Raw genomic sequence first — 20,240 nt, forward strand, 5'->3', positions numbered from 1 at the left:
GCACAGCTCTACGGCGAGCGGCGCAGGGGCGGGATCGGTCGGGCCCCGGCGAGCGCTCTGGGACGCGGTCGCGCGGCTCGGCGGAGAACATCGCAAAGCCCTACAACATCGGACCGGTGCGGGAAACGATCATTCGATGTCCGGGAAGCGATCTTCAAGCAGGTCTTCTCCTTGCTGGACAACACGACTCGTGAACATCCCACCAGGTCAAAGGCCGCTTCCCGATTATGGGAGGCGGCCACCATACTTTCGTCGAAGCCTCCGATGGATTGTCGCGCTGGCACTTGTGGGAGCGTTAGCCGTCGCGGTGTGGCCTTCCTCGGATCTGCTGGGGCATCACGACGACCCTGTCGGGGCGATGATGGTAGGGGAACTGGAGGGCCGGCCAGTCGCCGTAAGCGCTGGTAGTGGCTACGATGACGCCACCTTACGGGTGTGGGACCTGACCACAGGCGATCCCATCGGCGAACCGATCGTCGCTCACCCGGTCGGCGTTGTAACGATGGCCCTCGGGGAAGTGGACGGCCGCCCGGTAGTCGTCACAGGCGGCTACGACGACGCTATACGGATCTGGGATCTGACTACACGCGCACTCGTCGGCGAACCGATACGGCTAAGCAACACCGAACGCGTCGATGCGGTGGCGGTCGGGGAGGTGAACGGTCGAGCAGTCGCCGTCACCGGCAGCGTTGACGGTACGACACGTATATGGGATCTGGCCACCCGCAAGCAGATGGGCGATCCGATGGTCAGCGGTACCGGTGTCGGGGAGGTCGCGCTCGGGCGGGTGGACGGCAGGCAGGTCGCCGTCTCCAGCGACGACGAGAACATGCGGGTGTGGGACTCAACCACCCACCAACTCATCGGTGTACCGATACCGACAGGTCTCACCTATGGGGTCAGGACAGTGGTGGTTGGAGAGGTTAATGGCCGGCCAGTCGTCCTCGCCGGTGGTGGTGATGACGAAGACGGCGGGGGTGCCGTGCAGGTTTGAGATCTCAGTACGTACGAACCGCTGGGCGGACGAATGAGATACAGCAACTGGGTTGGGGACGTGGCGATCGGACATGTGGATGGAAGAGTGGTCGCCGTCACCGGAGACGGTGACGGCGACGTGCGAATGCGGGACTTGAGTGGCCACACACAATGAGCCCGTGTCGTCAAGGACACGCCTCAGGTATCCGCGCATCATGGGTGCCTTTATGGGGTTGGCTGTCCGGAAAGATCTGATCCATTGCCTCGGCACCCTCTATTCGCGTGCTGGTTGGGCGAAGTGGCCGGGCTGCTGGCCCACGACGCCAGCTACCGTCGCCGGCTTGGCCAGTCAGGTGGCAGGCGTGGACTGACGGGCGCGGTGGCGGCGGACCGCGTCCCGGTTGGCGCACGGCTGGGAGCAGTAACGCTGCCGTGCGGTGCGTGAGGTGTCCGCGAAGATCGTCTCGCAGCCGGCGGCAGCGCACCGTCCGAGCCGGTCCATGCCCCGGCTGACGAGGTGCATCGCAGTGCCCACGGAGATCAGCGCGAACAGCACCGCGCCGAGCGGCTGCAGGTCGTCGCGATAGTGCAGGTGCCAACCATGAGCGTGGTCGGTCAGCCGGGGGTAGGCGGCCGACCGGGCCAGCATCTCGTTGACCAGCTCGGCCTTCGCGCGCTCGCCCGTGGCGTCGACGACGTTCGTCCAGGCGTCGATGACGGCGAGGGTCTGGTCGAGATCCGACGGTTCGACGGGGCGTTCCAGCACCAGACCGGCCGTGCGGCAGCGCTCGGCGAGTTCATCGGCGCTCGCCGGTGGGCGGTTCGCCAGTTCCGCGGCGAAGTTCACCACGTCCGCGCCGTAAGGGTTGAGGTGCACAAGCTCATTACATCAGCCTGTACGCCATGACGCGAACAGCAACAGAGCACGACATTCCGGAGCTCGTCCACCTCCGGGCACAGCTCTTCGACGACCTCGGCGGCGACTTCTTCAACCCCGCTGACGCCGGTGACCACTGGCGCGACGCGCTCGCACGGGTTTTCAAGCAGAAGCTGACCGAACCCGACTGCCAGATCCTGGTCGTGGACGGCGACACCGGCCTGGCCGCCTGCGGCATCGGCACGATCGAACAGTGGTTCCCCGGCCCCCACTCCCGCAACGGGAGGATCGGCCACGTCATCGGCATGGTCACCGACCCGTCGTACCGGCGGCGCGGGCACGGCCGGGCGATCATGCTCGGCCTGCTCGATTGGTTCCGCGACCGCGACGCCGTACGGGTCGACCTCACCGCCTCCCACGAGGCGCAACCGCTCTACCGGCAGCTCGGCTTCTCCGACCACCCCGATCCCCTGCTGTGCTGGAAGCCGTGAAGACATCGCAATACCGCTGGGTCATTCTGGGTGTCGCGACCTTCACTCAGGCCGCGGCCGCGTTTTTCGTGCAGGGCATCGGCGCGATGAGTGTCCACCTGCAACGAGACCTGGAGTTGAACACGACCCAACTGGGTCTGCTGCTGTCGGCGGCTCAGCTACTTCCTCTAGCCGGACTACTCGTGGCGGGACGACTGCTGGACCGCCACGCCGAACGCTGGGTCGTCGGGATCGGTGCTCTTGTGGTCGCCCTCGCACTGGCCGCCGGCAGCGCGGCCCCGGGGTACGTCTCCTTGCTCGTCGTCCTGCTGATCGTCGGTGCGGGCTACAGCACCATTCAGCCGGGCGGCAGTAAATCGGTGGCGTCCTGGTTCGACGCCTCGCAGCGTGGCTTGGTCATGGGCATCCGCCAGGCGGGGCTCCCGCTCGGGGGCGTCCTCGCCGCCTTCGCACTTCCCGCACTGGCGACGGCCTTCGGCTGGCGGTCGACGCTCGTGGCCGGCGCGCTCGTCGCACTGTCAGGCGCCGTCGCCTTCATGACCTTCTACCGCAGCCCACCGGACCAACGCCCCACGCTGACCACGTCCCGCGTGCGGCTGGAACTGCTCCGCGAGCCGTACATGAAGAAGATCATCTTTTCCGGTACGAGCATGGTGTCGGTGCACAGCGGCGTGGGCGTCCTCACCGTGCTGTACCTGCACGAGGTGACATCCATGGACTCCGCCTCGGCGGCCTTGGTCTACGTCGCGGTCCAGTGCGCGGGCGCGCTGGGCCGTATCTGCCTGGCGGCCTGGAGCGACCGCCACAGGTCCGGCCGCTACGCCTGCGTCCTGACATGCCTGATCGCGGTGATCATCGGGATGGCGGTGTTGACGACCCCCATCGGCGGCTCCCCCGTCGCGGCCTGCCTGGCCTTCATCTGGCTCGGCTTCTTCGGAATCGGCTGGTATGGCCCCTGGGTCGCCTACGCCGCCGAATCGGCGCCGCCGGGCCACACCGGATTCGCCCTCGGCCTGGCCATGGCCGTCAACCAGGTGGCGGTCATCCTGGCGCCACCCGTGCTCGGCCTGCTCACGGACCTGAGCGGTAGCTTCGCGCCCGCCTGGGCCCTGCTCGCCGCGCTGACCGCTGTCACCCTGACGACGACAGCCCGGCTGTGACCAGTTCGGACGGCAGCCGCTGTAGCCCTCGCACGACGGCCGGCGTCTCCGCGAACGCCGCCGCTACGACGGGATCGCTGTGCAGAAGACGCGCCAGATGGTGCAATGCGTGCGCCACCGCCGTACTCGTGGACGCGTTCTTGGTACGGCCGGACTGAAGTTGACGGGATCCCGTCTGATCGTCGCGATCAGGCGGGATCTTGTCGTTTAGGGAGTTTCCGACTGACCCGGACCGGTTTCACGGCCGACCACGTCCCCTTGCCGGATCCCTACCAGGGCAGTGGGCCGTCCTCACTGAAGAATCCGCCGGTCGGGCCGCCCTCGCCGAGGGTGGCCAGGCGCACCACCACGGCCGCGCCCTGCGCCGGGGTGAGGAAGCCGCTGTGGCCGTTGATGTCGGTGTTGACGTAACCGGGGGCGGCGGCGTTGACCAGGATGTTCTCTTTGCGCAGCTCGTTCGCGTACTGCACAGTCAACGCGTTCAGCGCGGCCTTGGACGGAGAGTAGGCCGCTGACATCAGCCCCGAGAAGGGCCCGTCGACCTCGGCGGTCAGCGCCAGCGAAGCGGCGTGGCTGGAGAGGTTGACGATCCGGGCGGCGGGGGACCGCCGCAGCAGCGGGAGCACCGCATTGGTCACGGTGATCACTCCGAGGACGTTGGTTTCGAACACCTCGCGGACCAGATCCACGTCGACGGCGCTGGGGATGCGGTCGAGGGCGTCCTGGGGCGCGGCCTGACCTGATCCGGTGATACCGGCGTTGTTGACCAGCACGTCCAGACGGCCGAAGCGGTCGTCGATCCAGGAGGCGGCCGCCTGGGCGGTGGACGGGTCGGTGACGTCCAGTTCGATCGCGTGTGCGTCGCCTCCCGTGGCGCGAATCGCCGCCGCGGTCTCCTCGCCGCGGCGCGGGTCACGGGCGCCGACCAGGACGGTCACCTTCTGTGCGGCCAGCAGTTCGGCGGCCGCGCGGCCGATTCCCTTGTTCGCGCCGGTGATCAGGGCCACCTTCGGCTGTGACGTGTACTCGTTCATGGGTTGAATTTCCTTCGGTTCCGGGCATGTGATGTGTCGCGAGCGTCGCCGCCCTGTCCATGGAGACGCCGCTCCCGTGGATCCTGTGACGGTTTGAGCATGTGGTGTGCGTCACCTCTGTGTGGGTCAGGGCGCGGCGGCACACCTTGAAGGTCAGGCGGGATCTTGTCGTTCGAGCCCGGCCCTGGGCCGCGTTCTCGCCCCGGTCCGGCCGTCCGGAGCCGGCCAGGATGACGGCGACCCGGCTTGCCGGTACGTCGGGCTCCTCGGCGCACCTCAACGCCGTCAACCAGCGCACGGGGGACACCTGGCGCAGGTGGACGAGCACGTCGAACGCGTCGGGCAGGGAGGCGACGGCGAGATGTTCGGCCGCGTCCCTGGAAGGGTGGTAAACGCCGCTGATGACGCGTGCCTTCATCGGCCCCTCCCATCCGCCGTCACGCAGGTCGAGCCAGCGGGCGGGCTGGTCGGTGGCGCCGAGGCGGGCGTCGAGCCAGTCGGAGGCCGGTTCCGGGACCGTGACGGCGCCGAGGTCGCCGTGGTGGAAGCCGAGGTCCGCCGACCTTGGCATACGGCCGGATGCGAAAGGAACCATGGCGATCCCCGACGGCGGCCTGGACCGGCTGAGGACTTACCCGATCAAGAACGAGATGTACGTCCTGGCCGCGATCAGGTAGGGGTGCCGTGCTTTACGGCACCCCCATCATCGGACCGGAAATCACCTGTAGAGAACGTCCGTTTCGGCGCGGTTCAGGGTGAGGGACTTGGATGGTCGGCCCTTCTTGCCCTGGTGGATCTGACACAGTAGGACCACATTGCGCTTCACCTTGTCGCGAGCCTGAGCGCGAGAGACTGGTGCGGCGTTGACTGCGTTCAGGTGAGGCCCACCCCCAGAGAATCAGGCGGAGGGCAAGACCGTTGGATTTCACGATCTGCGAGTTCCTCGGGCATGTCTGCGACGACAATGCTTCGTCGTTCGACTGGGGCGAAGAGATGCAGGTGGCGGCGCATGCTCACCTGCTGAACCGCTGGCTGGACGAGGACGCGGCCGAAGATCCGGCAAACGCCGCGCGCCTTGTGGTGGACGTCCGGGACCATGAAGGCCCGCTGCTTGCCGCCTCCTTGCTGGAGTGCGGGATTCTCCCCCTCCTGTCGCCGGACGGACCGATGCGCGAGCCGTTAGCCTGTGAGCCGGTCGGCATCCAGGACGCTGTCATGGCCGTCCGGCAGGCTCTGTTTCGCGTTGGGCCATCGCGACGCCTGGAACTGCTCTCCGTCGCGCTCGACAGAGCCATCCTCGATTGGGCGGATGAGGCGGTCCTGGTGGCGGTCACCGACCCTGCCACCGGAGAGGTCGTCCGGGACGAGACTCATGTCGTTCTCGCGTTCTGCTCCAGGCTGATCCGCATCAGCGTCAGTCGCGTGGCCGGTCGACGGGTCGACCGGGACCCGGCTTGCTCGTTCGCCGGACATTGGTGCGCGGCCCATGCTCCCCTGCTGGACGCCGGTCTCGCGCTCGCCGAGATACGACTGCGTGCCGTCTGCGCCGGAACGATTCTGCGGCCCCGCTGAACCTTGCCGGGCACGCCGCGTTCCGGGTGGGCCTGGCCGAGCACGAGCTGCCGCCCGCCCCCGATCTGATCGCCGTCCGCCAGTGGTGGAGCGGCACCGAATGGTGCCGACGCTATGAAGAGGAGTATCTGGAGGACGAGTACCCCGTGCCCGACGACCCGCAGGCCCAGGAATACGATCTTGATGAGATCTTCCCTGTGGCGGAAGGCGATCCACTCGAACTGGGCGATCCGGCGCAAGGCCTTGAGCCGACAGGATGGATTCCGGGCGAAGGGATGAAGCCCCTAACGGCGGCGGGATTCCTCGCCGAGGTCGAAGCGTTCGCTGTCGCCTGCCGGGAGGAAGCCGCCGGGCACGAGGAGGACGAGCTCGTCTCCTTTCTGCTGGACGAGCTCCTCCACGAGCCCGTCCGGTACGTGGGCGGTCCGCAGCGCCGCCTGCTGGTGTGGGCTGACGCCGAGGACGACGGCCGCTTCTGGCGGACGGAGGAAGGCGGCCTCGAACGGTACGGCGAAGCGCGCAGGGTCCTGGTCGTGGGGCCGAGCCGGGCACTGTACCTGGTGTTCAAGGAGGAGAAGAACTGCTGAATGTGCATCCGACACATTCAGCGGATGCGTGTTCCGGCCCGGTGCCGTCCTGCTCGTCGGCCGTCCGTGGCGGCTCGGCGGCCCCCTCGACCGTCGGGCGGCAGCCTAGCTCTTCGAGTCCGGCTTCCAGTCCTGGACCAGGAGCCCGAGCAGCACCTCGTCCAGAAACTTGCCCATCACCCACGCCGAGGAGCGCAGCACGCCCTCGCGGACGAAGCCGTTGCGCTCGGCGGAGCGCAGCATCGCGGCGTTGTCGGACAGCGTCTCGATCTGCAGCCGGTGCAGGCCGCGCACGACGAAGCCGTAGTGGCACAGCACCGCGACCACGTCGGTGCCGTAGCCACGGCCGCGGGAGGAGGACAGCAGCCCGAGCCCGATGTGCGCGGACCGGTTGTGGTTGTCGATGCCCCACAGCACCGCGGTGCCGACCAGCGTGCCGCCGTCCAGCTCCACCACGGAGAACGGGACGTGTCCCTGCTCCGTGTCGTCCACCAGGAGCGGCGAGTTCTTCGAGCCGGGCGTGATCGGCCGCCACGGCTGGGCTTGGGCTCGCGAGTGGGTGACCACGTCGTCGTAGAGGTCGGACTGCAGGATCGGGATGTCGTCCTCGTGCCGGGCCCTGAGCCCGACTTTGCTCCCCTTCAGCATGCAAGCTTCCTAACCGATCGGGCAGCGCGGTGCTGCTCTTCCGTCCCAGGTCGGACCGGTTCGTGGACACCCCGGTGTGGCGTTGGAACGCGCCCGCGGACGCACGCCCTCCGCCTGGCGCCACTCCTCATGATCGATTGTAGGGTGAGGCGTTCGCTCTGACGGGCCCTGCCCGGGCCGCCGGCGGGGCCGCCGCGCGCCGCTGAACAGGTGCCTGACTGCCGTCCTGCGGAAAGCTGAAGGAGCAATGCGTGAACACCGGACAGCCGCCGACTGTCGACCTGCGCGAGCACTACCGGCGACTCCGCTCCAGCCAGCCATGGCTCGACGTGGCCATGTGCTGGACCGTAGTGGTCCCAGACAGCGGACAAACGCTCCCTCTGAACCAGCTCGCCGCCCGGCTCAGCGGAACTGCGCCGCACCGGCTCCATGAGCCGGCGGTGCCCAGAGCTGTCATGATCCCCTACGAGACCGACAATCCCGTGTTCGCCGATTGGTGCGGGTCCGCCGCCATGCTCCTGGAGGGGGACTACCTCGGATCAACCCCCGCCGTGCTCCGGCGACTCAGTCAGGAAGCTCGGGTCTACAGCGCCTGGTGGAACGTCAACGCCCACAACCGGCTGAGCTTCGCGACCGGAGGCGAGCTCATCCTGACGATCGACGCGTTCGGTCCCGGGCGCCCGGAAGACCATGCCGGCATCGGCCAATGGCCGCAACTGCAGGCGATGACGGACTTCTTTGTCGAGTACGAGAAACGCGACGAGGACTACGACTGGCAAGCCGCCATGCTCGCGGTCATCGACCTGACCACAGGAGCAAGGCTGACCAGCGAGTGGCTGGAGCAAGCACATCCGTACATAACGGTTCGCATGCCCGACGCAGCGCGCTGAACCCTCGGAGCTCGCCCGGGAAACGATCACGACGATCTCGGGGAAGACGTCCCACCGCATGGCCGTTCTTGGGACGGCCGGACTGCGGTCGACGGGATCCCGTCCGCGGCAAGGTCAGACGTCGGCTCCGGCGTTCGCGTGGCGGCCTCCGGAGTGGAAACCGTGCCAGTCCAGGCACAGGACGGTGGCGTCGTCTTTCACGTAGCCGTTGCAGGCGTCGTTGACCGCGGCGATCAGAGCGCGCACGGCCTCGCGCGGGTGCTCCGCTGCGGTATCACGGATGAGGCCGGGAAGGTCGACCGACTCCGCTTGGCGGTCTTGCATGCCGTCGGTGTAGAGCACGAGGCGGTCACCGGGGCGCAGGTCGAAGTCCTGCACCTGGTACGAGCCCTGCCCTGGGAAGCCGAAGGGCAGGTTCACGGCGAGTTGCAGAACCTCGACCATGCCGTCGCGCAGCAGCAGTGGCCAGGGATGGCCGGCGTTGACGAGCTGGGCGCTGGATCCGTCCAGGGCGATGCGCAGCAGCTGGCCGGTGGCGAAGGTCCCTCGCCCGTGGTCGAGGAGGGCCTGGTGGGTCTGACGGGCCTGCTCGGCGAGATCCGCCCCGGCGCGGCGGGCGCCGCGGGAGGCGTTGACCAGGAGGGTGGCCATGAGCGAGGCGTCGACGTCGTGGCCCATGGCGTCGGTGATGGACAGGTGCACGGTGTCGTGGTCGAGGCTGTAGTCGTAGGTGTCACCGGCGATGTCGGAGGTCGGGACCAGGGCGCCGGCGAGGGCGAACTGGGCCGCCTCGCAGGAAGCGGCTGAGGGCAGGAGCTGGCGCTGGATCTCTGCGGCCAGGCTGACCGAGGTGGTGCGATTGCCCCAGTAGTAGAGGTCGGTGAAGCGGCGGTCGGCCACGATGATGTACGCCAACGCGTGCGCAGCCTCTTCGACCTGCTCCAGCACGTCCTGGGTGACCTCGGGGAGGAACAGCTCCAGGACCCCGATGGTGTCGCCGCGGTTGGTGACGGGGGCGAGGACCCGCTGTCCTTGCTCCTCCTGTGGCGCCTGTACCAGCTTCTGGGTGCGCAAGACCTCGTCGTAGACGCTGCTGCCGGCGAGGGCCACCTGTTCGGCGTGGCGCTCCTGGTGCGTAGCCGCCTGCTCGTTGACCCGCAGCAGGCGTCGGCCGACGACGTCGACGAACAGGAAAGACACGTATCGCGCGTCGAACCGCTCACGCAGATCACGTGCCACGACATCGAGGGAGCCGACCGGTGCGGCATCCTCCGCCGCCGCCAGCACCTCCGCCAATCCGATCCGAGTCGCCGCCATATCAGCCTCCAAAGTAAGGTGCCCTCCTTCCCGCGACACGAAGCGGCACCCACTGTGACACAACAGTGCCACGGGTTTCCGAGTCGCGTTCGTGTGGGTTCGGGCCTGCGGGTCGGGTGCCGTGGAATGCTCGGGTGATGTCAGACGGCAGCGCCCCGGAAGGAACGAGGCGATGACTCTCGACGCAGGCGCAGCGTCGCCGACGGCACGACTGAGGGCCGTTCTTGAGACGGCTGGATGAAGCTGGGGATCATCGAATCTGCTGTCGGCATCGCGCTCTCAGGGTCAAGGGTCAGGGGACCAGTGGCGGGTCCAAGGGGGTGGCCAGGGAGAAACCCGATGGGCGATGACGGACCTCTCCGGCACGCTGCTGATCATGAGTGATCATGCGGTCCTCCTTGAGGGAGTGACCAAGACATATGGGAGAGGTGCCACCGAGGTGGCGGCGCTCGGCCAGGTCAGCATCGGGTTCCCGCGCGGCAGTTTCACGGCCGTGATGGGCCCGTCGGGATCAGGGAAGAGCACGCTGCTGCAGTGCGCGTCGGGGCTGGACCGGCCGGACTCGGGCGCGGTGCGCATCGCCGGGCAGGACATCACCCGCCTGGGGGAGAGGGAACTGGCGGTGCTGCGCCGCGACCGGATCGGCATCGTCTTCCAGGCGTTCAACCTGGTGCCGTCGCTGACCGCGTGGCAGAACGTGATCCTGCCCAGCAGGCTGGCCAGGCGGCGGCCCGAATCCGCACGCGTGCGGGAGTTGCTGCACCGGGTCGGGCTGGCGGGGCGGGAGGGGCATCGCCCGGCGCAGCTGTCCGGGGGCCAGCAGCAGCGGGTGGCGATCGCCCGCGCCCTGCTGGGCAGGCCGGAGGTGCTGTTCGCCGACGAGCCGACGGGGGCGCTGGACCGCCGCACCGGGCACGAGGTGCTGGCATTGCTGAGGGAGGCGGTCGATGGGTTCGGCCAGACGGTGGTGATGGTCACCCACGATCCGGAGGCGGCGGCCCGGGCGGACAGCGTGCTGTTCCTGACCGACGGGCGGATCGTCGACGTCCTGGACAAGCCCTCGGCCGACCAGATCAGCATGCGGCTGGGCGGCCGCCGGTGACACTCGTCCTCGCCTGGAACAACGTCCGGACCAATCGGATGGGCTTCGCCGCTTCGTTCGCGGCGGTGGTCTTGGCGTGATGCTGGTGGCCGGCAGCGGCATGGTGGTCGCCGGCGCCGGAGCGCATGACGAGTCGAACGGCGTCGTGGGGTTGCTGGTGCTGTCGGCCGCGGTGTCGGGGTTCGTGTCGGTCTTCGTGGTCGCGGGCGTGCTCAGCCTGCACGTGCTGCGCCAGCGCAGGACCTGGGCGCTGCTGCGGTCGGTCGGCATGACGCCGCGGCAGGTGAGCCGGCTCATCACGGCGGAGGCGCTGGTGGTGGCCGTGCTGGCGAGCGCGGCGGGCTGCGTGCTGGCCGTCCCGTACGCCGCGGCGATGGCGGCGTTCATGCGGATGACCGGGTTGGCGCCGGCGGGCGTCCCGGTGGAGATCACGACGGGGCCGTTCATCCTGGCGCTGGTGGTCGGGTTGGCGGTGACGCTGTTGGCGGCCCGGGCCGCGGCACGCAAGGCGGTAGGCGTGGGACCGCTGGAGGTGCTGCGGGAGAGCGCGGCGCAGGGGCTGCTGCTGTCCTGGCCCAGGGCGGTCTTCGGAGGGGTGGCGCTGGCCGGGGGCATCGTGCTGTTGTACCTGGTGCCGCAGGTGAAGGCGACGGCTGCGGTGCCGACCGGGCTGGGGGCGACGATGGCGCTCTGCGCAGGCGCATCGGCGGTGGGCCCGGTCGCGCTGCGAGGGATGGGCTGGCTGCTCGGGGCCGCAGCGGCCCGGTTCGACCCAGGCGCCGGGATGCTGGCCGGGTCCTCGCTGGTCACCCAGCCACGCCGGGCGATGGCGGCCGCGTCCCCGGTGATGCTGACCATCGCGCTCGCCTGCACCTTCTTGTTCGCCGTGGCGACCACCGACGCGGCGACGGGCGTCACGCGCACGGGGCCGGCGGCGTGGGCGGCCCCGATGCTGGTGGGATCGGCAGTGGCTTACACCGTGATCTCGGTGCTCAACGCGACGGCCATGACGATGGCCGAGCGGACCGAGGAGATCCGGCTGCTGCGCACCCTGGGGACCAAGCCGCAGCAGCTCACCAGGATGGTGTGCTGGGAGACGTTGACCGTGACGTGCGCCGGGACGCTGCTCGGAACGGGCATCGCCGCCGCGTCCCTCACCGCGCTCGGCAAGGCCGCGACCGGCCGGTCGTGGTTCGCCTACTCGGTGCCGCAGTACGCAGGGCTGGTGCTGGTCTGCGTCGTGAGCGGCCTGGCCGGAGCACTGGCCTCCACGCGGAAGGCGCGGCACGGGTCGCTTCAGTCCGATGACTGAACCGCGCCAAGCTCGAACGCCTGGTCGGTCAGCGCATCCTGGGGGAGACCTAACCAGGCTTTCGCTCAGGCGGGCACGGGCTCCTGGTCGGCATCGTCGAAGGGGGGATAGCTCTCGCCGGCCATGCGATCGGCCGCGGCGATGTAGTCGGCAAGGGCGTCGCGGGATCGAGCGAGCCTGTCCATCTGATCGTCCAGTCGCCGCAGCCGTGACCGCATCGCGGCCAGCAGCTCGGGACATCCGAGTAGCTCCGGGGCCTCTCCGACCGCACAAGGCAGCAGGTACGCGATGTCCTCGGAGGACAGACCCGCACCGAGCAGGTGCCGGATCTGCTTCACCCGCAGCACGGCGTCTTCGTTGTACTCGCGGTAACCGTTCGCGCCGCGGTCCGCCTCCAGCAGGCCCTGGGCTTCGTAGTAGCGCAACTGATGGGCGTTCACGCCCGTCCGGCGACTCAGTTCCCCGATCAGCATCGAACCTCACTTGACCTTCATACCGGTATCAACGTTGACGATGCTGCCATGGACAGCAGAACCGGTACACCCGTGACAGTCATCGGACTCGGACTGATGGGCCGCGCGCTCGCCGGCGCGTTCCTGAAAGCCGGGCATCCCACAACCGTGTGGAACCGCACCACCTCCAAGGCCGACCAGCTGCTGGCCGAGGGTGCACGGCCGGCCCCAACGGTCCGCGACGCGCTTGAGGCGAGTTCTCTGACGATCATCTGCGTCACCGATTACCAGGCCATGTACGAACTGCTCGGCACGAGCGATGTCGAGCCGGACGGCAAGATGTTGATCAACTTGACCTCGGGCGACTCGGCCCAGGCCCGGGAAGCCGCTCGATGGGCCGAGCAACGCGGCGCCCGTTACCTGGACGGCGCCATCATGGCCATCCCGCCCGCGATCGGAACCGCCGAAGCTGTGATTCTGCACAGCGGGCCGCAGCCGGACTTCGAGGAGCACCGGTCGACGCTCGACGCGCTCGGCACCGTCACCTACCTTGGTGCGGACCATGGGCTGGCGTCTCTGTACGACGTGGCCGGCCTCGCCATGATGTGGAGCGTCCTGAACGCCTGGCTCCAGGGCACCGCTCTGCTCAGGACCGCCGGTGTGGACGCCGCGACGTTCGCGCCGTTCGCGCGGCAGATCGCTGCCGGCGTCGCCGAATGGCTGCCTGGGTACGCCGAGCAGATCGACAGCGGCTCCTTCCCGGCCGAGGTGTCGGCCCTGGAGACCGACGCGCGGGCGATGGCACACCTGATCCAGGAGAGCGAGGCGGTGGGCGTCAACGCCGAACTGCCGAAGCTGATCAAGGCGATGGCCGACCGCTCGATCGCCGCCGGACACGGTGGGGAGCAGTATCCCGTGCTGATCGAAGAATTCAGCAGACCTCGCAACGACTGACCGATCCCGGTACTGGGATCTGGGGTCTGGTCGTTTCACTGCAGGGGTCGTGCCGGCTCGTCAGCTGATGAAAGTTTCACGGAAGTGCACGTTCATGCCTGCGAGTTCGGCCCTGTGGTGCACCTGACGTGCTGCTGGAACGGTCCCCCGAAGCGGGCGGCGTTGACAGGTCCGGCAGGGCTGGAGAACCTGCATGGGAGCGCTCCCAATCCTGGCTTCGTTTCTGAGAAAGGGCAGTGGATCTGTTGAAGAAGCATCAGGACCTCTTCCTGGCCCTGTACCGGTCGGTGATCGGACTGCTGTTCGCCTGCCATGGCGCGGCCACCCTCTTCGACGTGCTGGGAGGGCCGGAGGGTCAGGCACCCGGCTTCGGACAATGGCCCGGATGGTGGGCCGCCGTCATCGAGCTGGTCGGCGGCGCCCTCGTCCTGCTCGGGCTGGCCGCCCGCGCCGCCGCCGTCATCTGCTCGGGCACCATGGCCTACGCCTACTTCATCGTCCACCAGCCGCAGGCGTTGTTCCCGATCGAGAACGGCGGTGAGAAGGCCGCGCTCTTCTGCTGGGGTTTCCTGCTCGTCGCCGTCCTCGGACCCGGCCGCTGGGCACTGTCCGCACTGCTCACGCCGTCGCGAGCCCTCGCAGAAGACCGGAGGTGAGTGTCTGGGCGCCCTGTGCCTGAACGGCCGAGGATGATCAGTCGGCCCGGCGGAAGGCCGCGCGGTAGTCCCTCGGACGTCGTCCGGCGTGCTTGGCGAAGAGGGCGGCGAACGTGCTGGGGTCCCTGTACCCGACCGCGGCGGAGATGCTGGCGACGGTGCGGTTCGTGGTCTCAAGGAGATGGCGGGCGCGGCGGACGCGCGACGACTGCAGGTACTCCAGCGGGCTCTGGCCGGTCTCCTCCGCGAAGCGCCGCAGCAGTGTCCGAGTGCTGACCTTGAACGTGTCCGACAACGCTGCGAGGTCGTATCGCGCGGCGAGGTCCTGGTCGAGCCGTCGCATGACCTGGTGGGAGAACGCGTTCCCGGGCTGCGGAAGAAGTCGCGCGTCCACGTACGGAGTCTGGGACGATCGCGCATCGTCGACGAGCGCCACCCGCGCGGTGGTCCGTGCCACGCCGGCACCGCTGTGCCGGCGGATCAGATCCAGCGCGAAGTCGTACATGGCACTGAAGGCCGCCGTCGTCGTCACCCCCGTGTCGGTGACGACCAGACACTCGGGTCGGACGTCAGCGTCCGGGCAGCGTCGAGCCAGTTCGTCCGCGAGAAGCCAGGCTGTCGTGGCCCGGCGTCGGTCGAGGAGTCCGGCCTCGGCGAGCAGAAACGCACCGACACAGATCGAGACGACGACGGTGCCCGCAGCAGCGTGTGAGCGGATCGCCGCGATCTCCGGGGCCAGGGGTGCGAGCTTCGCGTCCACATCCAGGCTGGGCAGGAGCTCGAACCCGGGCACGACCAGGACATCCACCTCGCGCAGCGGAGCGACGTCCAATGCCGCACCGCCCGATGCGGCGACACGACGACGAGGCGAAACGATCGACACCTCGTATCCGGGGCCGCCCGGTCCGGCGACGTGCGTGGCCATCGTCAGGAGGTCGGGTACGCCGAACACCTCGGACGCGAAGCAGCCTGGATAGGCCAGGACACCAACCCGGAGCGCGCTCACGCTCGCCTCCTCACCACCGCCAACGGCGAGATTACCCGCATACATGGCGATCCGGCCTCTCGCCCTGTGCGGGGCATCGGTCCACGCTGTGACCATGAGCGCTCCCAGCGGACGACTTGACGACATGATCACGGACTTCTCCCGCCGGCTCGTGGACGTGGAGGGGGTGGTGAAGACGGTTTACGTCGCGGGCTCCGGGCCGGCCGTCGTGTTGATGCCGGAGATGCCCGGCATCAGTCCTGACGTCCTTCGACTGGCGCGGTGGGTGCGGGATGCGGGCTTCACCGTCCATGTCCCCTCACTCTTCGGCGTCGACGGCGCCTATCCCACGGTCGAGGGTGGTACGGAGGTCGTCCGGCGCGCGTGTGTCAGTGCCGAGTTCCGAGCGTTCGCCGGGGGCGGCACCAGCCCGGTCACGGCATGGCTGCGTGGGCTCGCGCGCCAGGCCCATGCCGAATGCGGCGGCCCGGGAGTCGGGACGATCGGGCTGTGCTTCACCGGGAACTTCGCCCTGACCATGGCGCTTGAGCCGGCTGTCATCGCGCCAGTGGTCAACCACCCGTCGCTGCCGCTGGACGACCCTGCCGGACTCGAGATCAGCGACGAGGACGCGCGCGCGGTCCGAGACCGCGTCGCGCGCGACGGGCTGAAGGTTCTCGCCTACCGCTTCGACGACGACCGCTGGTGCACCGGCCGGCGCTTCGCCGCCTACCGGGCACTCCTCGGCGACGCCTTCGACGGCCGTGTCCTTCCGGGCAGCTCCGCGAACACCAGCCCGCCACCGTTCTTCGGCGACGTGGTCGAGACCCCCCACAGCGTGGTCACCGCCCACCTCGTCGACGAGGACGGACATCCCACGCTGAAGGCCAGGGACGAGATCATCGCTTTCCTCGCCGACCGCTTGATCCCGTCCGGACACTCCGCGACGACATCCGGCTGAGCGCAAGGCACTCCGGGAAGCGATCTTCCCGGCCTTCTCTCAAGCAGGTGCGCCGTCTGAACGGAAACTGTAGGCGCGCTCGACGCGGGCGATCTGGATGTCGTAGTACTCGTACCAGCGCTCGCGTCCGAGTCGTTGCGCCTCCAGGTGCTCGACATCGGCCTTCCAGCCGGCGATCGATTCGGCGTCGGCGTAGTAGATCACCGTCAGCTCGTGGCCATCGGCTCTGGCGACGGACTCGCGGCCCAGGTAGCCCGGCCACTTGGTGCCGAGCTCGACCATCCGGGCCGCCATCTCGTCATATCCCTCCAGGCCCGTGTCCTTCAGCTTCTGGGTGATGATCACCGCATAGTAGGGAGGTGTAATCGGCGTCATGTGCTCATGCTACTGACACCTTTCCTGATCGCCGCTTGCACCGGCATGTTTTGCGCCAAGGCCGTGCCGTGCCGGTCCTGTCAATACCCGCTGCGGCGAGGGGCGGCGGTCGGGCGGCGGGAGAGGTTGGTCCGGCCCGTGGGCTTGAGGTCGCGCGCCGGGTGTTCGTGCTGGTGCGGCGACCGGGGCAGGTGGTCGGTCTTGGCCTGGTTGATCGCGGCTGGGAGTTTGATATGCATGGTTCCTCCTTGTGGTTCTAGGCCCTGGTGAGCCAGGTGACCTGGGCGCCGTTGTCGAAGGACTCGCGTCGGGTGGGGGCGAACAGGGTGGGGCGGAACTGTCCGGAGAACATGGGGATGCCCGTGCCCGCCACCACGGGGTAGCTCTTGAGGATGATCTCGTCGATCTCCGGGAGCAGGGCGGCGGCGAGCTTGCCGCCGCCGCAGAGGTAGATGTCCAGGCCGGTGTCCTCCGCCTTCAGTCGCCGGACGAGCTCGATCGGGTCGCCGGTCTCCACCTGCACCGTCGGGTCGTCGATCTGCAAGGTTCGGGAGACGACGTACTGGCGCAGGTGGGAGTACGGGCTGGTGGTGGGGACGTTCAGGGCCGGCTCGTAGGTGCCGCGGCCCATCACCAGGGTGTCGAAGACCTTGTTGGGCACGCCGTCGAGACCGACGAGCTTGCGGATGTGGGTGGGGAGCGTCTCGGGATAACGGGCGTTGATCCAGGCGGCCATCTGGTCCGACAACGGGTAGAAGTCGAACTCGGCGTTGGGGCCCGCGATGTAGCCGTCGAGAGACACAGCGATGTAGTACACAAGCTTTCGCATACCCGATCAACTCCATATGTAGTACTCTGAACGAAGTGATCAGAACGTAGTACTACACATGGAGTGGTGTCAAGTGCGGACGAATCCTGCGCGGCGGCTGGCGCTGATCGACGCGGCCATCGAGGTGCTGGCCAGGGAGGGAGCGCGAGGGCTGACCTTCCGGGCCGTCGATGCGGAGGCCGCCGTCCCCGCGGGTACGGCCTCCAACTACTTCGCCAACCGCGACGACCTGTTCACCCAGGTCGGTGGGCGCATCTACGAGCGGTTGCTGCCCGACGAGGCCACGATCGCCCGGCACCAGGAGGGCGTGCAGGACGAAACCCGCTATGCCGAGCTCATGCACGAGCTGGTGGATCGGGTCGCCGCCTTCAACTCCGGCTACCTGGCGCTCCTCGAGCTACGGCTGGAGTCCACTCGGCGCCCTGAGCTGCGCGCCGTGCTGACCAAGCGCATCCGCGAGGACATCGACGCCAACATCGGCTACCACGCCGCCTCAGGTCTGCCCGGCGACTCGACCTCGGTGGTGCTCCTCTATCTCGCACTGAACTGGCTCATCGTGGAGCGGCTGACACTGCCCGACATCTTCACCCAGCAGGAGATCCACGAGCTGGTGGACGCCGCCGTGCGAAGATCGCTGAATGCCTGACCCCTTGTAGAGGTGGTGGCCGACGGTCCGGGGGCTCAGTCTCTGCGGACGGTTCTGAAGGCGGCGTCGACCAGGCCCACACGGTGTGCGACCACCGCCGCCTGGATGCGGTTGCGCAGTCCCAGCTTCTCCATCACCCCCGCCACGTGCGTCTTCACCGTCGTCACCCCGATGTGCAGCTCGTCGGCGATCTCGGCGTTCGACAACCCCGTCCCCAGCAATGCCAGCACGTCCAGCTCCCGCTCCGTCAACCCCGCCGGCGTGGGCAGGTCCGCGTGCGCCTGGGCGTCGAGCGCCCGTTCCACGACCCGGCGCAGAACGGACGGCGCCAGGAGCTGCTCTCCCGCCGCGGCCCGCCGTACGGCCTCCACCATTCGCTCGGCCTCGTCGTCCTTCAGCAGGAACCCGATCGCTCCCGCCCGCAGCGCCGCGTACACGTCGGCGTCCTCGGCGAAGGTGGTCAGGACGACGATCCTGGCCGCGGGACTGGATGACAGGACGCGCTTGATGGCTTCGAGCCCGTCGACCCTGGGCATGCGCAGGTCCATGAGGATGACGTCGGGCTTGTGCAGCTCTGCCAGCCGTACGGCCTTGGCCCCGTCATCCGCCTCGCCCACCACCTCCATGTCGCCGCTCGCCTGCAGCAGCATGCGCACGCCCGCCCGCACCAGAGCCTGGTCGTCGGCCACGACGACGCGGATCACGCCGTCTCCCTGGTGGGCAGCAGGACGGTCAGCAGCCAGCCGCCGTCCTCGTCGGGACCGGCGGAGAGGGTGCCGCCGAGCGCGCGGGCGCGTTCGCGCATGCCGCGCAGCCCCTGCCCGGAGGAGGGCAGGCTGCGCCAGGCGGTGGGCGGGGGACCGTTGCGCACCTCGACGGCCAGCCCGTCGGGGGCCGAGGTGAGGCTTACCCGCACCTTCGTGCCCGGGCCCGCGTGTTTGAGCACGTTCGTAAGACCTTCCTGGATGATCCTGGTGGCGGAGGCGCGGGCAACGAGAGGTGCCTGCTCCACTTCCGGGCCGACGTCGAGCTCGACGAGCAGCCCTGCCGCGGCCATGCGTTCCGCCGACTCGCGCACCACGTCGGCGGGATCGGCCGGGTCGGCAGGCGGGTCGGGCCGTTGGCCGGGATCGCGCAGCAGGTCGAGCAGGCCGCGCAGGTCTTCGAGCACCTGGTGGCCGGTGTCGCGGATGTCGGTGAGCGCCTGAGCGGAGGGCCCGGCGGGGTCGGCGTAGCGGGCGGCGCCGGCTCGCAGGGCCATGGCGCCGACGTGGTGGGCGACGATGTCGTGCACCTCGCGGGCGATGCTCTCTCGCTCGGCCAGCTGGTCGGCTCGCATCTGGGCCAGCGCCAGCCGCTGCGACTCGCGTACGCGCAGCCGTTCCGCCTCGCCTGCGGCCTGCCTGACCCGCAGGTAGCGGCCGATCGCCACGGGAGCGACGACGAGCGTCATCAGCACCACGACGCGCATCGGCTCGACCTCGGCGCCCGGCCCGACAATGCCGATGGCGACGGTGAAGAGGGCGACAGTGAGGACGGCGACGAGGTAGACGACGAGCGTCCAGAGCCAGGAGGCCACGCGCATGGCGAACACGCCGGCGGCGATGAGGACGAGCATGACGCAGGTGGCCGTCGCCGCCTCGAAGTACTGGTCGGCCAGCAGCATGAGGGCGACCTGCAGGACGAACACCAGCCCCGGCAGACGCCGCGCGACGCCGAGGGACAGGCCCGCGAGCACCACCAGCGATCCGACGACCCAGACGGGCAGGCCGGAGGCGTCCCACTCCGTCCAGGTGTTCAGCACGGTCAGGGCGACGCCGCCGCCGGCCAGCAGCACGTCGGGGGTGATGTCGCGCTCGGTGAGGCGCCCGGCCGGGCCGCGCAGGTAGGCGCCGATGAGGACGGGCACGACGGCGGCGCCGGCGGAGTACCACCACGAGTTGGCGGTGAAGGCGAGGCCGGGATCGGCGAGGTTGAAGCCGGTGGCCACGGCGCCGAGCGCGGCGGAGCAGAGGACGGCGAGCGGGCGCGCCTTGTAGGCGACGACGCCGAGGCAGGCCAGGAGGAGGATCTGCACGGTGTTGACGGTGAAGGCGCTGATCTGGTCGGTGAGGATGAGCAGCCCGGACAGGTAGCCGGCCACCGGTACCGGCCACTGCCGTACGAACCCCATGGGAACCCCGGCGAGTACGGAGAACCCGGCGCAGACCACCGCGGGCGCCGAGGAGGTGCCCCAGGTGTGCCAGGTGGTCATGACGTCGAAGCCGATGGCGGCCGCCACCAGCAGAACGTCCAGAGCCTGACCACGCCGTCGCATGCGTCAACGGTATCCAGGACGTCACGGAGATCGATCCTCCACAAGGAGGAAGCCGCCTCCTCCAACTGGCCGCAAGTCAGCGGAGCAGCGTGCCGGGTGA

The 20,240-nt window shown here is 68.8% G+C and carries 24 protein-coding genes; 12 read left to right on the top strand and 12 right to left on the bottom strand.

Going from position 1 to position 20,240, the window contains the following annotated elements; all coding sequences use genetic code 11:
- Window positions 1-358: 358 nt before the first annotated feature.
- Window positions 359-994 (top strand): hypothetical protein, encoded by a 636-nt coding sequence (locus tag ABZS51_RS04420; RefSeq protein ID WP_355436137.1) that lies wholly within the window; start codon window positions 359-361, stop codon window positions 992-994.
- A 330-nt stretch (window positions 995-1,324) separates the two neighbouring features.
- Here the strand turns inward: ABZS51_RS04420 and ABZS51_RS04425 are convergent, their stop codons facing one another.
- A complete protein-coding gene (locus tag ABZS51_RS04425; protein WP_355436140.1) occupies window positions 1,325-1,852 on the bottom strand; it encodes a CGNR zinc finger domain-containing protein in 528 nt (175 codons plus the stop codon).
- Between the two features lie 26 nt (window positions 1,853-1,878).
- Here ABZS51_RS04425 and ABZS51_RS04430 point away from each other — a divergent pair, with 26 nt between their 5' ends.
- Both ABZS51_RS04430 and ABZS51_RS04435 read left to right on the top strand, forming a co-directional pair.
- Entirely contained in the window at window positions 1,879-2,343 is a 465-nt protein-coding gene (locus tag ABZS51_RS04430; protein WP_355436143.1) for a GNAT family N-acetyltransferase, read from the top strand.
- On the top strand, window positions 2,328-3,503 hold the full coding sequence (locus tag ABZS51_RS04435) for an MFS transporter (RefSeq protein WP_355436146.1): 1,176 nt from the start codon (window positions 2,328-2,330) through the stop codon (window positions 3,501-3,503). The genes ABZS51_RS04430 and ABZS51_RS04435 overlap by 16 nt, the downstream gene beginning before the upstream one ends.
- 269 nt (window positions 3,504-3,772) lie before the next feature.
- Here ABZS51_RS04435 and ABZS51_RS04440 read toward each other — a convergent pair whose 3' ends face one another.
- Entirely contained in the window at window positions 3,773-4,510 is a 738-nt protein-coding gene (locus ABZS51_RS04440; RefSeq protein ID WP_355436354.1) for an SDR family oxidoreductase, read from the bottom strand.
- Window positions 4,416-5,132, bottom strand: coding sequence for an erythromycin esterase family protein (locus ABZS51_RS04445; protein ID WP_355436148.1), 717 nt, complete (start codon window positions 5,130-5,132; stop codon window positions 4,416-4,418). Before ABZS51_RS04445 ends, ABZS51_RS04440 begins: the two co-directional genes overlap by 95 nt.
- A gap of 323 nt (window positions 5,133-5,455) precedes the next feature.
- Here ABZS51_RS04445 and ABZS51_RS04450 point away from each other — a divergent pair, with 323 nt between their 5' ends.
- Window positions 5,456-6,109, top strand: a complete 654-nt coding sequence (locus ABZS51_RS04450; protein WP_355436151.1) for a hypothetical protein — start codon at window positions 5,456-5,458, stop codon at window positions 6,107-6,109.
- A gap of 26 nt (window positions 6,110-6,135) precedes the next feature.
- Entirely contained in the window at window positions 6,136-6,696 is a 561-nt protein-coding gene (locus ABZS51_RS04455) for a hypothetical protein (protein ID WP_355436154.1), read from the top strand.
- Between the two features lie 105 nt (window positions 6,697-6,801).
- On the opposite strand, the gene ABZS51_RS04460 is transcribed toward ABZS51_RS04455, so the two are convergent.
- Entirely contained in the window at window positions 6,802-7,344 is a 543-nt protein-coding gene (locus ABZS51_RS04460) for a GNAT family protein (RefSeq protein ID WP_355436157.1), read from the bottom strand.
- A 251-nt stretch (window positions 7,345-7,595) separates the two neighbouring features.
- Here ABZS51_RS04460 and ABZS51_RS04465 point away from each other — a divergent pair, with 251 nt between their 5' ends.
- Window positions 7,596-8,234 carry a DUF6461 domain-containing protein gene (locus ABZS51_RS04465; protein ID WP_355436160.1) on the top strand — a complete coding sequence of 213 codons (639 nt, stop codon included), beginning with the start codon at window positions 7,596-7,598 and terminating at the stop codon, window positions 8,232-8,234.
- Between the two features lie 114 nt (window positions 8,235-8,348).
- Here the strand turns inward: ABZS51_RS04465 and ABZS51_RS04470 are convergent, their stop codons facing one another.
- Entirely contained in the window at window positions 8,349-9,551 is a 1,203-nt protein-coding gene (locus ABZS51_RS04470; RefSeq protein WP_355436163.1) for a PP2C family protein-serine/threonine phosphatase, read from the bottom strand.
- A 376-nt stretch (window positions 9,552-9,927) separates the two neighbouring features.
- Between ABZS51_RS04470 and ABZS51_RS04475 the strand changes: the two genes are divergently transcribed.
- Together ABZS51_RS04475 and ABZS51_RS04480 are read left to right on the top strand one after the other, a co-directional pair.
- Window positions 9,928-10,653 (top strand): ABC transporter ATP-binding protein, encoded by a 726-nt coding sequence (locus ABZS51_RS04475; RefSeq protein WP_355436166.1) that lies wholly within the window; start codon window positions 9,928-9,930, stop codon window positions 10,651-10,653.
- A 79-nt stretch (window positions 10,654-10,732) separates the two neighbouring features.
- A complete protein-coding gene (locus ABZS51_RS04480; RefSeq protein ID WP_355436357.1) occupies window positions 10,733-11,965 on the top strand; it encodes an FtsX-like permease family protein in 1,233 nt (410 codons plus the stop codon).
- A gap of 65 nt (window positions 11,966-12,030) precedes the next feature.
- Here ABZS51_RS04480 and ABZS51_RS04485 read toward each other — a convergent pair whose 3' ends face one another.
- On the bottom strand, window positions 12,031-12,438 hold the full coding sequence (locus ABZS51_RS04485; protein ID WP_355436169.1) for a MerR family transcriptional regulator: 408 nt from the start codon (window positions 12,436-12,438) through the stop codon (window positions 12,031-12,033).
- Window positions 12,439-12,486: 48 nt separating this feature from the next.
- Here ABZS51_RS04485 and ABZS51_RS04490 point away from each other — a divergent pair, with 48 nt between their 5' ends.
- Both ABZS51_RS04490 and ABZS51_RS04495 read left to right on the top strand, forming a co-directional pair.
- The gene (locus tag ABZS51_RS04490; RefSeq protein WP_355436172.1) at window positions 12,487-13,371 is read left to right on the top strand and encodes an NAD(P)-binding domain-containing protein; all 885 of its coding nucleotides are present in this window, start codon (window positions 12,487-12,489) and stop codon (window positions 13,369-13,371) included.
- Window positions 13,372-13,607: 236 nt separating this feature from the next.
- Window positions 13,608-14,027 (top strand): DoxX family protein, encoded by a 420-nt coding sequence (locus ABZS51_RS04495; protein WP_355436175.1) that lies wholly within the window; start codon window positions 13,608-13,610, stop codon window positions 14,025-14,027.
- A gap of 37 nt (window positions 14,028-14,064) precedes the next feature.
- Here ABZS51_RS04495 and ABZS51_RS04500 read toward each other — a convergent pair whose 3' ends face one another.
- Window positions 14,065-15,033 (bottom strand): helix-turn-helix domain-containing protein, encoded by a 969-nt coding sequence (locus tag ABZS51_RS04500; protein WP_355436177.1) that lies wholly within the window; start codon window positions 15,031-15,033, stop codon window positions 14,065-14,067.
- 151 nt (window positions 15,034-15,184) lie between these two features.
- Between ABZS51_RS04500 and ABZS51_RS04505 the strand changes: the two genes are divergently transcribed.
- The gene (locus tag ABZS51_RS04505) at window positions 15,185-15,973 is read left to right on the top strand and encodes a dienelactone hydrolase family protein (RefSeq protein ID WP_355436181.1); all 789 of its coding nucleotides are present in this window, start codon (window positions 15,185-15,187) and stop codon (window positions 15,971-15,973) included.
- A 39-nt stretch (window positions 15,974-16,012) separates the two neighbouring features.
- Here ABZS51_RS04505 and ABZS51_RS04510 read toward each other — a convergent pair whose 3' ends face one another.
- From ABZS51_RS04510 to ABZS51_RS04520, 3 genes are all read right to left on the bottom strand, one after another.
- Entirely contained in the window at window positions 16,013-16,348 is a 336-nt protein-coding gene (locus tag ABZS51_RS04510; protein ID WP_355436184.1) for an antibiotic biosynthesis monooxygenase, read from the bottom strand.
- Between the two features lie 80 nt (window positions 16,349-16,428).
- A complete protein-coding gene (locus ABZS51_RS04515; protein WP_355436187.1) occupies window positions 16,429-16,587 on the bottom strand; it encodes a hypothetical protein in 159 nt (52 codons plus the stop codon).
- Window positions 16,588-16,604: 17 nt separating this feature from the next.
- Window positions 16,605-17,177 (bottom strand): dihydrofolate reductase family protein, encoded by a 573-nt coding sequence (locus ABZS51_RS04520; RefSeq protein WP_355436190.1) that lies wholly within the window; start codon window positions 17,175-17,177, stop codon window positions 16,605-16,607.
- Between the two features lie 73 nt (window positions 17,178-17,250).
- Between ABZS51_RS04520 and ABZS51_RS04525 the strand changes: the two genes are divergently transcribed.
- Complete coding sequence (locus ABZS51_RS04525; protein ID WP_355436193.1) at window positions 17,251-17,823, top strand: TetR family transcriptional regulator; 573 nt, start codon at window positions 17,251-17,253, stop codon at window positions 17,821-17,823.
- A gap of 35 nt (window positions 17,824-17,858) precedes the next feature.
- On the opposite strand, the gene ABZS51_RS04530 is transcribed toward ABZS51_RS04525, so the two are convergent.
- Window positions 17,859-18,527, bottom strand: coding sequence for a response regulator transcription factor (locus tag ABZS51_RS04530; RefSeq protein WP_355436195.1), 669 nt, complete (start codon window positions 18,525-18,527; stop codon window positions 17,859-17,861).
- The gene (locus ABZS51_RS04535) at window positions 18,524-20,140 is read right to left on the bottom strand and encodes a histidine kinase (RefSeq protein WP_355436197.1); all 1,617 of its coding nucleotides are present in this window, start codon (window positions 20,138-20,140) and stop codon (window positions 18,524-18,526) included. Before ABZS51_RS04535 ends, ABZS51_RS04530 begins: the two co-directional genes overlap by 4 nt.
- Window positions 20,141-20,240 lie beyond the last annotated feature (100 nt).

The sequence above is a fragment of the Nonomuraea sp. NPDC005501 genome (assembly GCF_040605905.1).
Lineage (GTDB): Bacteria > Actinomycetota > Actinomycetes > Streptosporangiales > Streptosporangiaceae > Nonomuraea.

What these genes read in the sequence shown, in the direction of transcription:
- ABZS51_RS04420 (WP_355436137.1), top strand. Translation starts at nt 359, where the DNA reads ATGATGGTAGGGGAACTGGAGGGCCGGCCAGTCGCCGTAAGCGCTGGT.
- ABZS51_RS04430 (WP_355436143.1), top strand. Translation starts at nt 1,879, where the DNA reads ATGACGCGAACAGCAACAGAGCACGACATTCCGGAGCTCGTCCACCTC.
- ABZS51_RS04445 (WP_355436148.1), bottom strand. Translation starts at nt 5,132, where the DNA reads ATGGTTCCTTTCGCATCCGGCCGTATGCCAAGGTCGGCGGACCTCGGC.
- ABZS51_RS04460 (WP_355436157.1), bottom strand. Translation starts at nt 7,344, where the DNA reads ATGCTGAAGGGGAGCAAAGTCGGGCTCAGGGCCCGGCACGAGGACGAC.
- ABZS51_RS04470 (WP_355436163.1), bottom strand. Translation starts at nt 9,551, where the DNA reads ATGGCGGCGACTCGGATCGGATTGGCGGAGGTGCTGGCGGCGGCGGAG.
- ABZS51_RS04475 (WP_355436166.1), top strand. Translation starts at nt 9,928, where the DNA reads ATGAGTGATCATGCGGTCCTCCTTGAGGGAGTGACCAAGACATATGGG.
- ABZS51_RS04480 (WP_355436357.1), top strand. Translation starts at nt 10,733, where the DNA reads ATGCTGGTGGCCGGCAGCGGCATGGTGGTCGCCGGCGCCGGAGCGCAT.
- ABZS51_RS04485 (WP_355436169.1), bottom strand. Translation starts at nt 12,438, where the DNA reads ATGCTGATCGGGGAACTGAGTCGCCGGACGGGCGTGAACGCCCATCAG.
- ABZS51_RS04490 (WP_355436172.1), top strand. Translation starts at nt 12,487, where the DNA reads ATGGACAGCAGAACCGGTACACCCGTGACAGTCATCGGACTCGGACTG.
- ABZS51_RS04510 (WP_355436184.1), bottom strand. Translation starts at nt 16,348, where the DNA reads ATGACGCCGATTACACCTCCCTACTATGCGGTGATCATCACCCAGAAG.
- ABZS51_RS04515 (WP_355436187.1), bottom strand. Translation starts at nt 16,587, where the DNA reads ATGCATATCAAACTCCCAGCCGCGATCAACCAGGCCAAGACCGACCAC.
- ABZS51_RS04520 (WP_355436190.1), bottom strand. Translation starts at nt 17,177, where the DNA reads ATGCGAAAGCTTGTGTACTACATCGCTGTGTCTCTCGACGGCTACATC.
- ABZS51_RS04535 (WP_355436197.1), bottom strand. Translation starts at nt 20,140, where the DNA reads ATGCGACGGCGTGGTCAGGCTCTGGACGTTCTGCTGGTGGCGGCCGCC.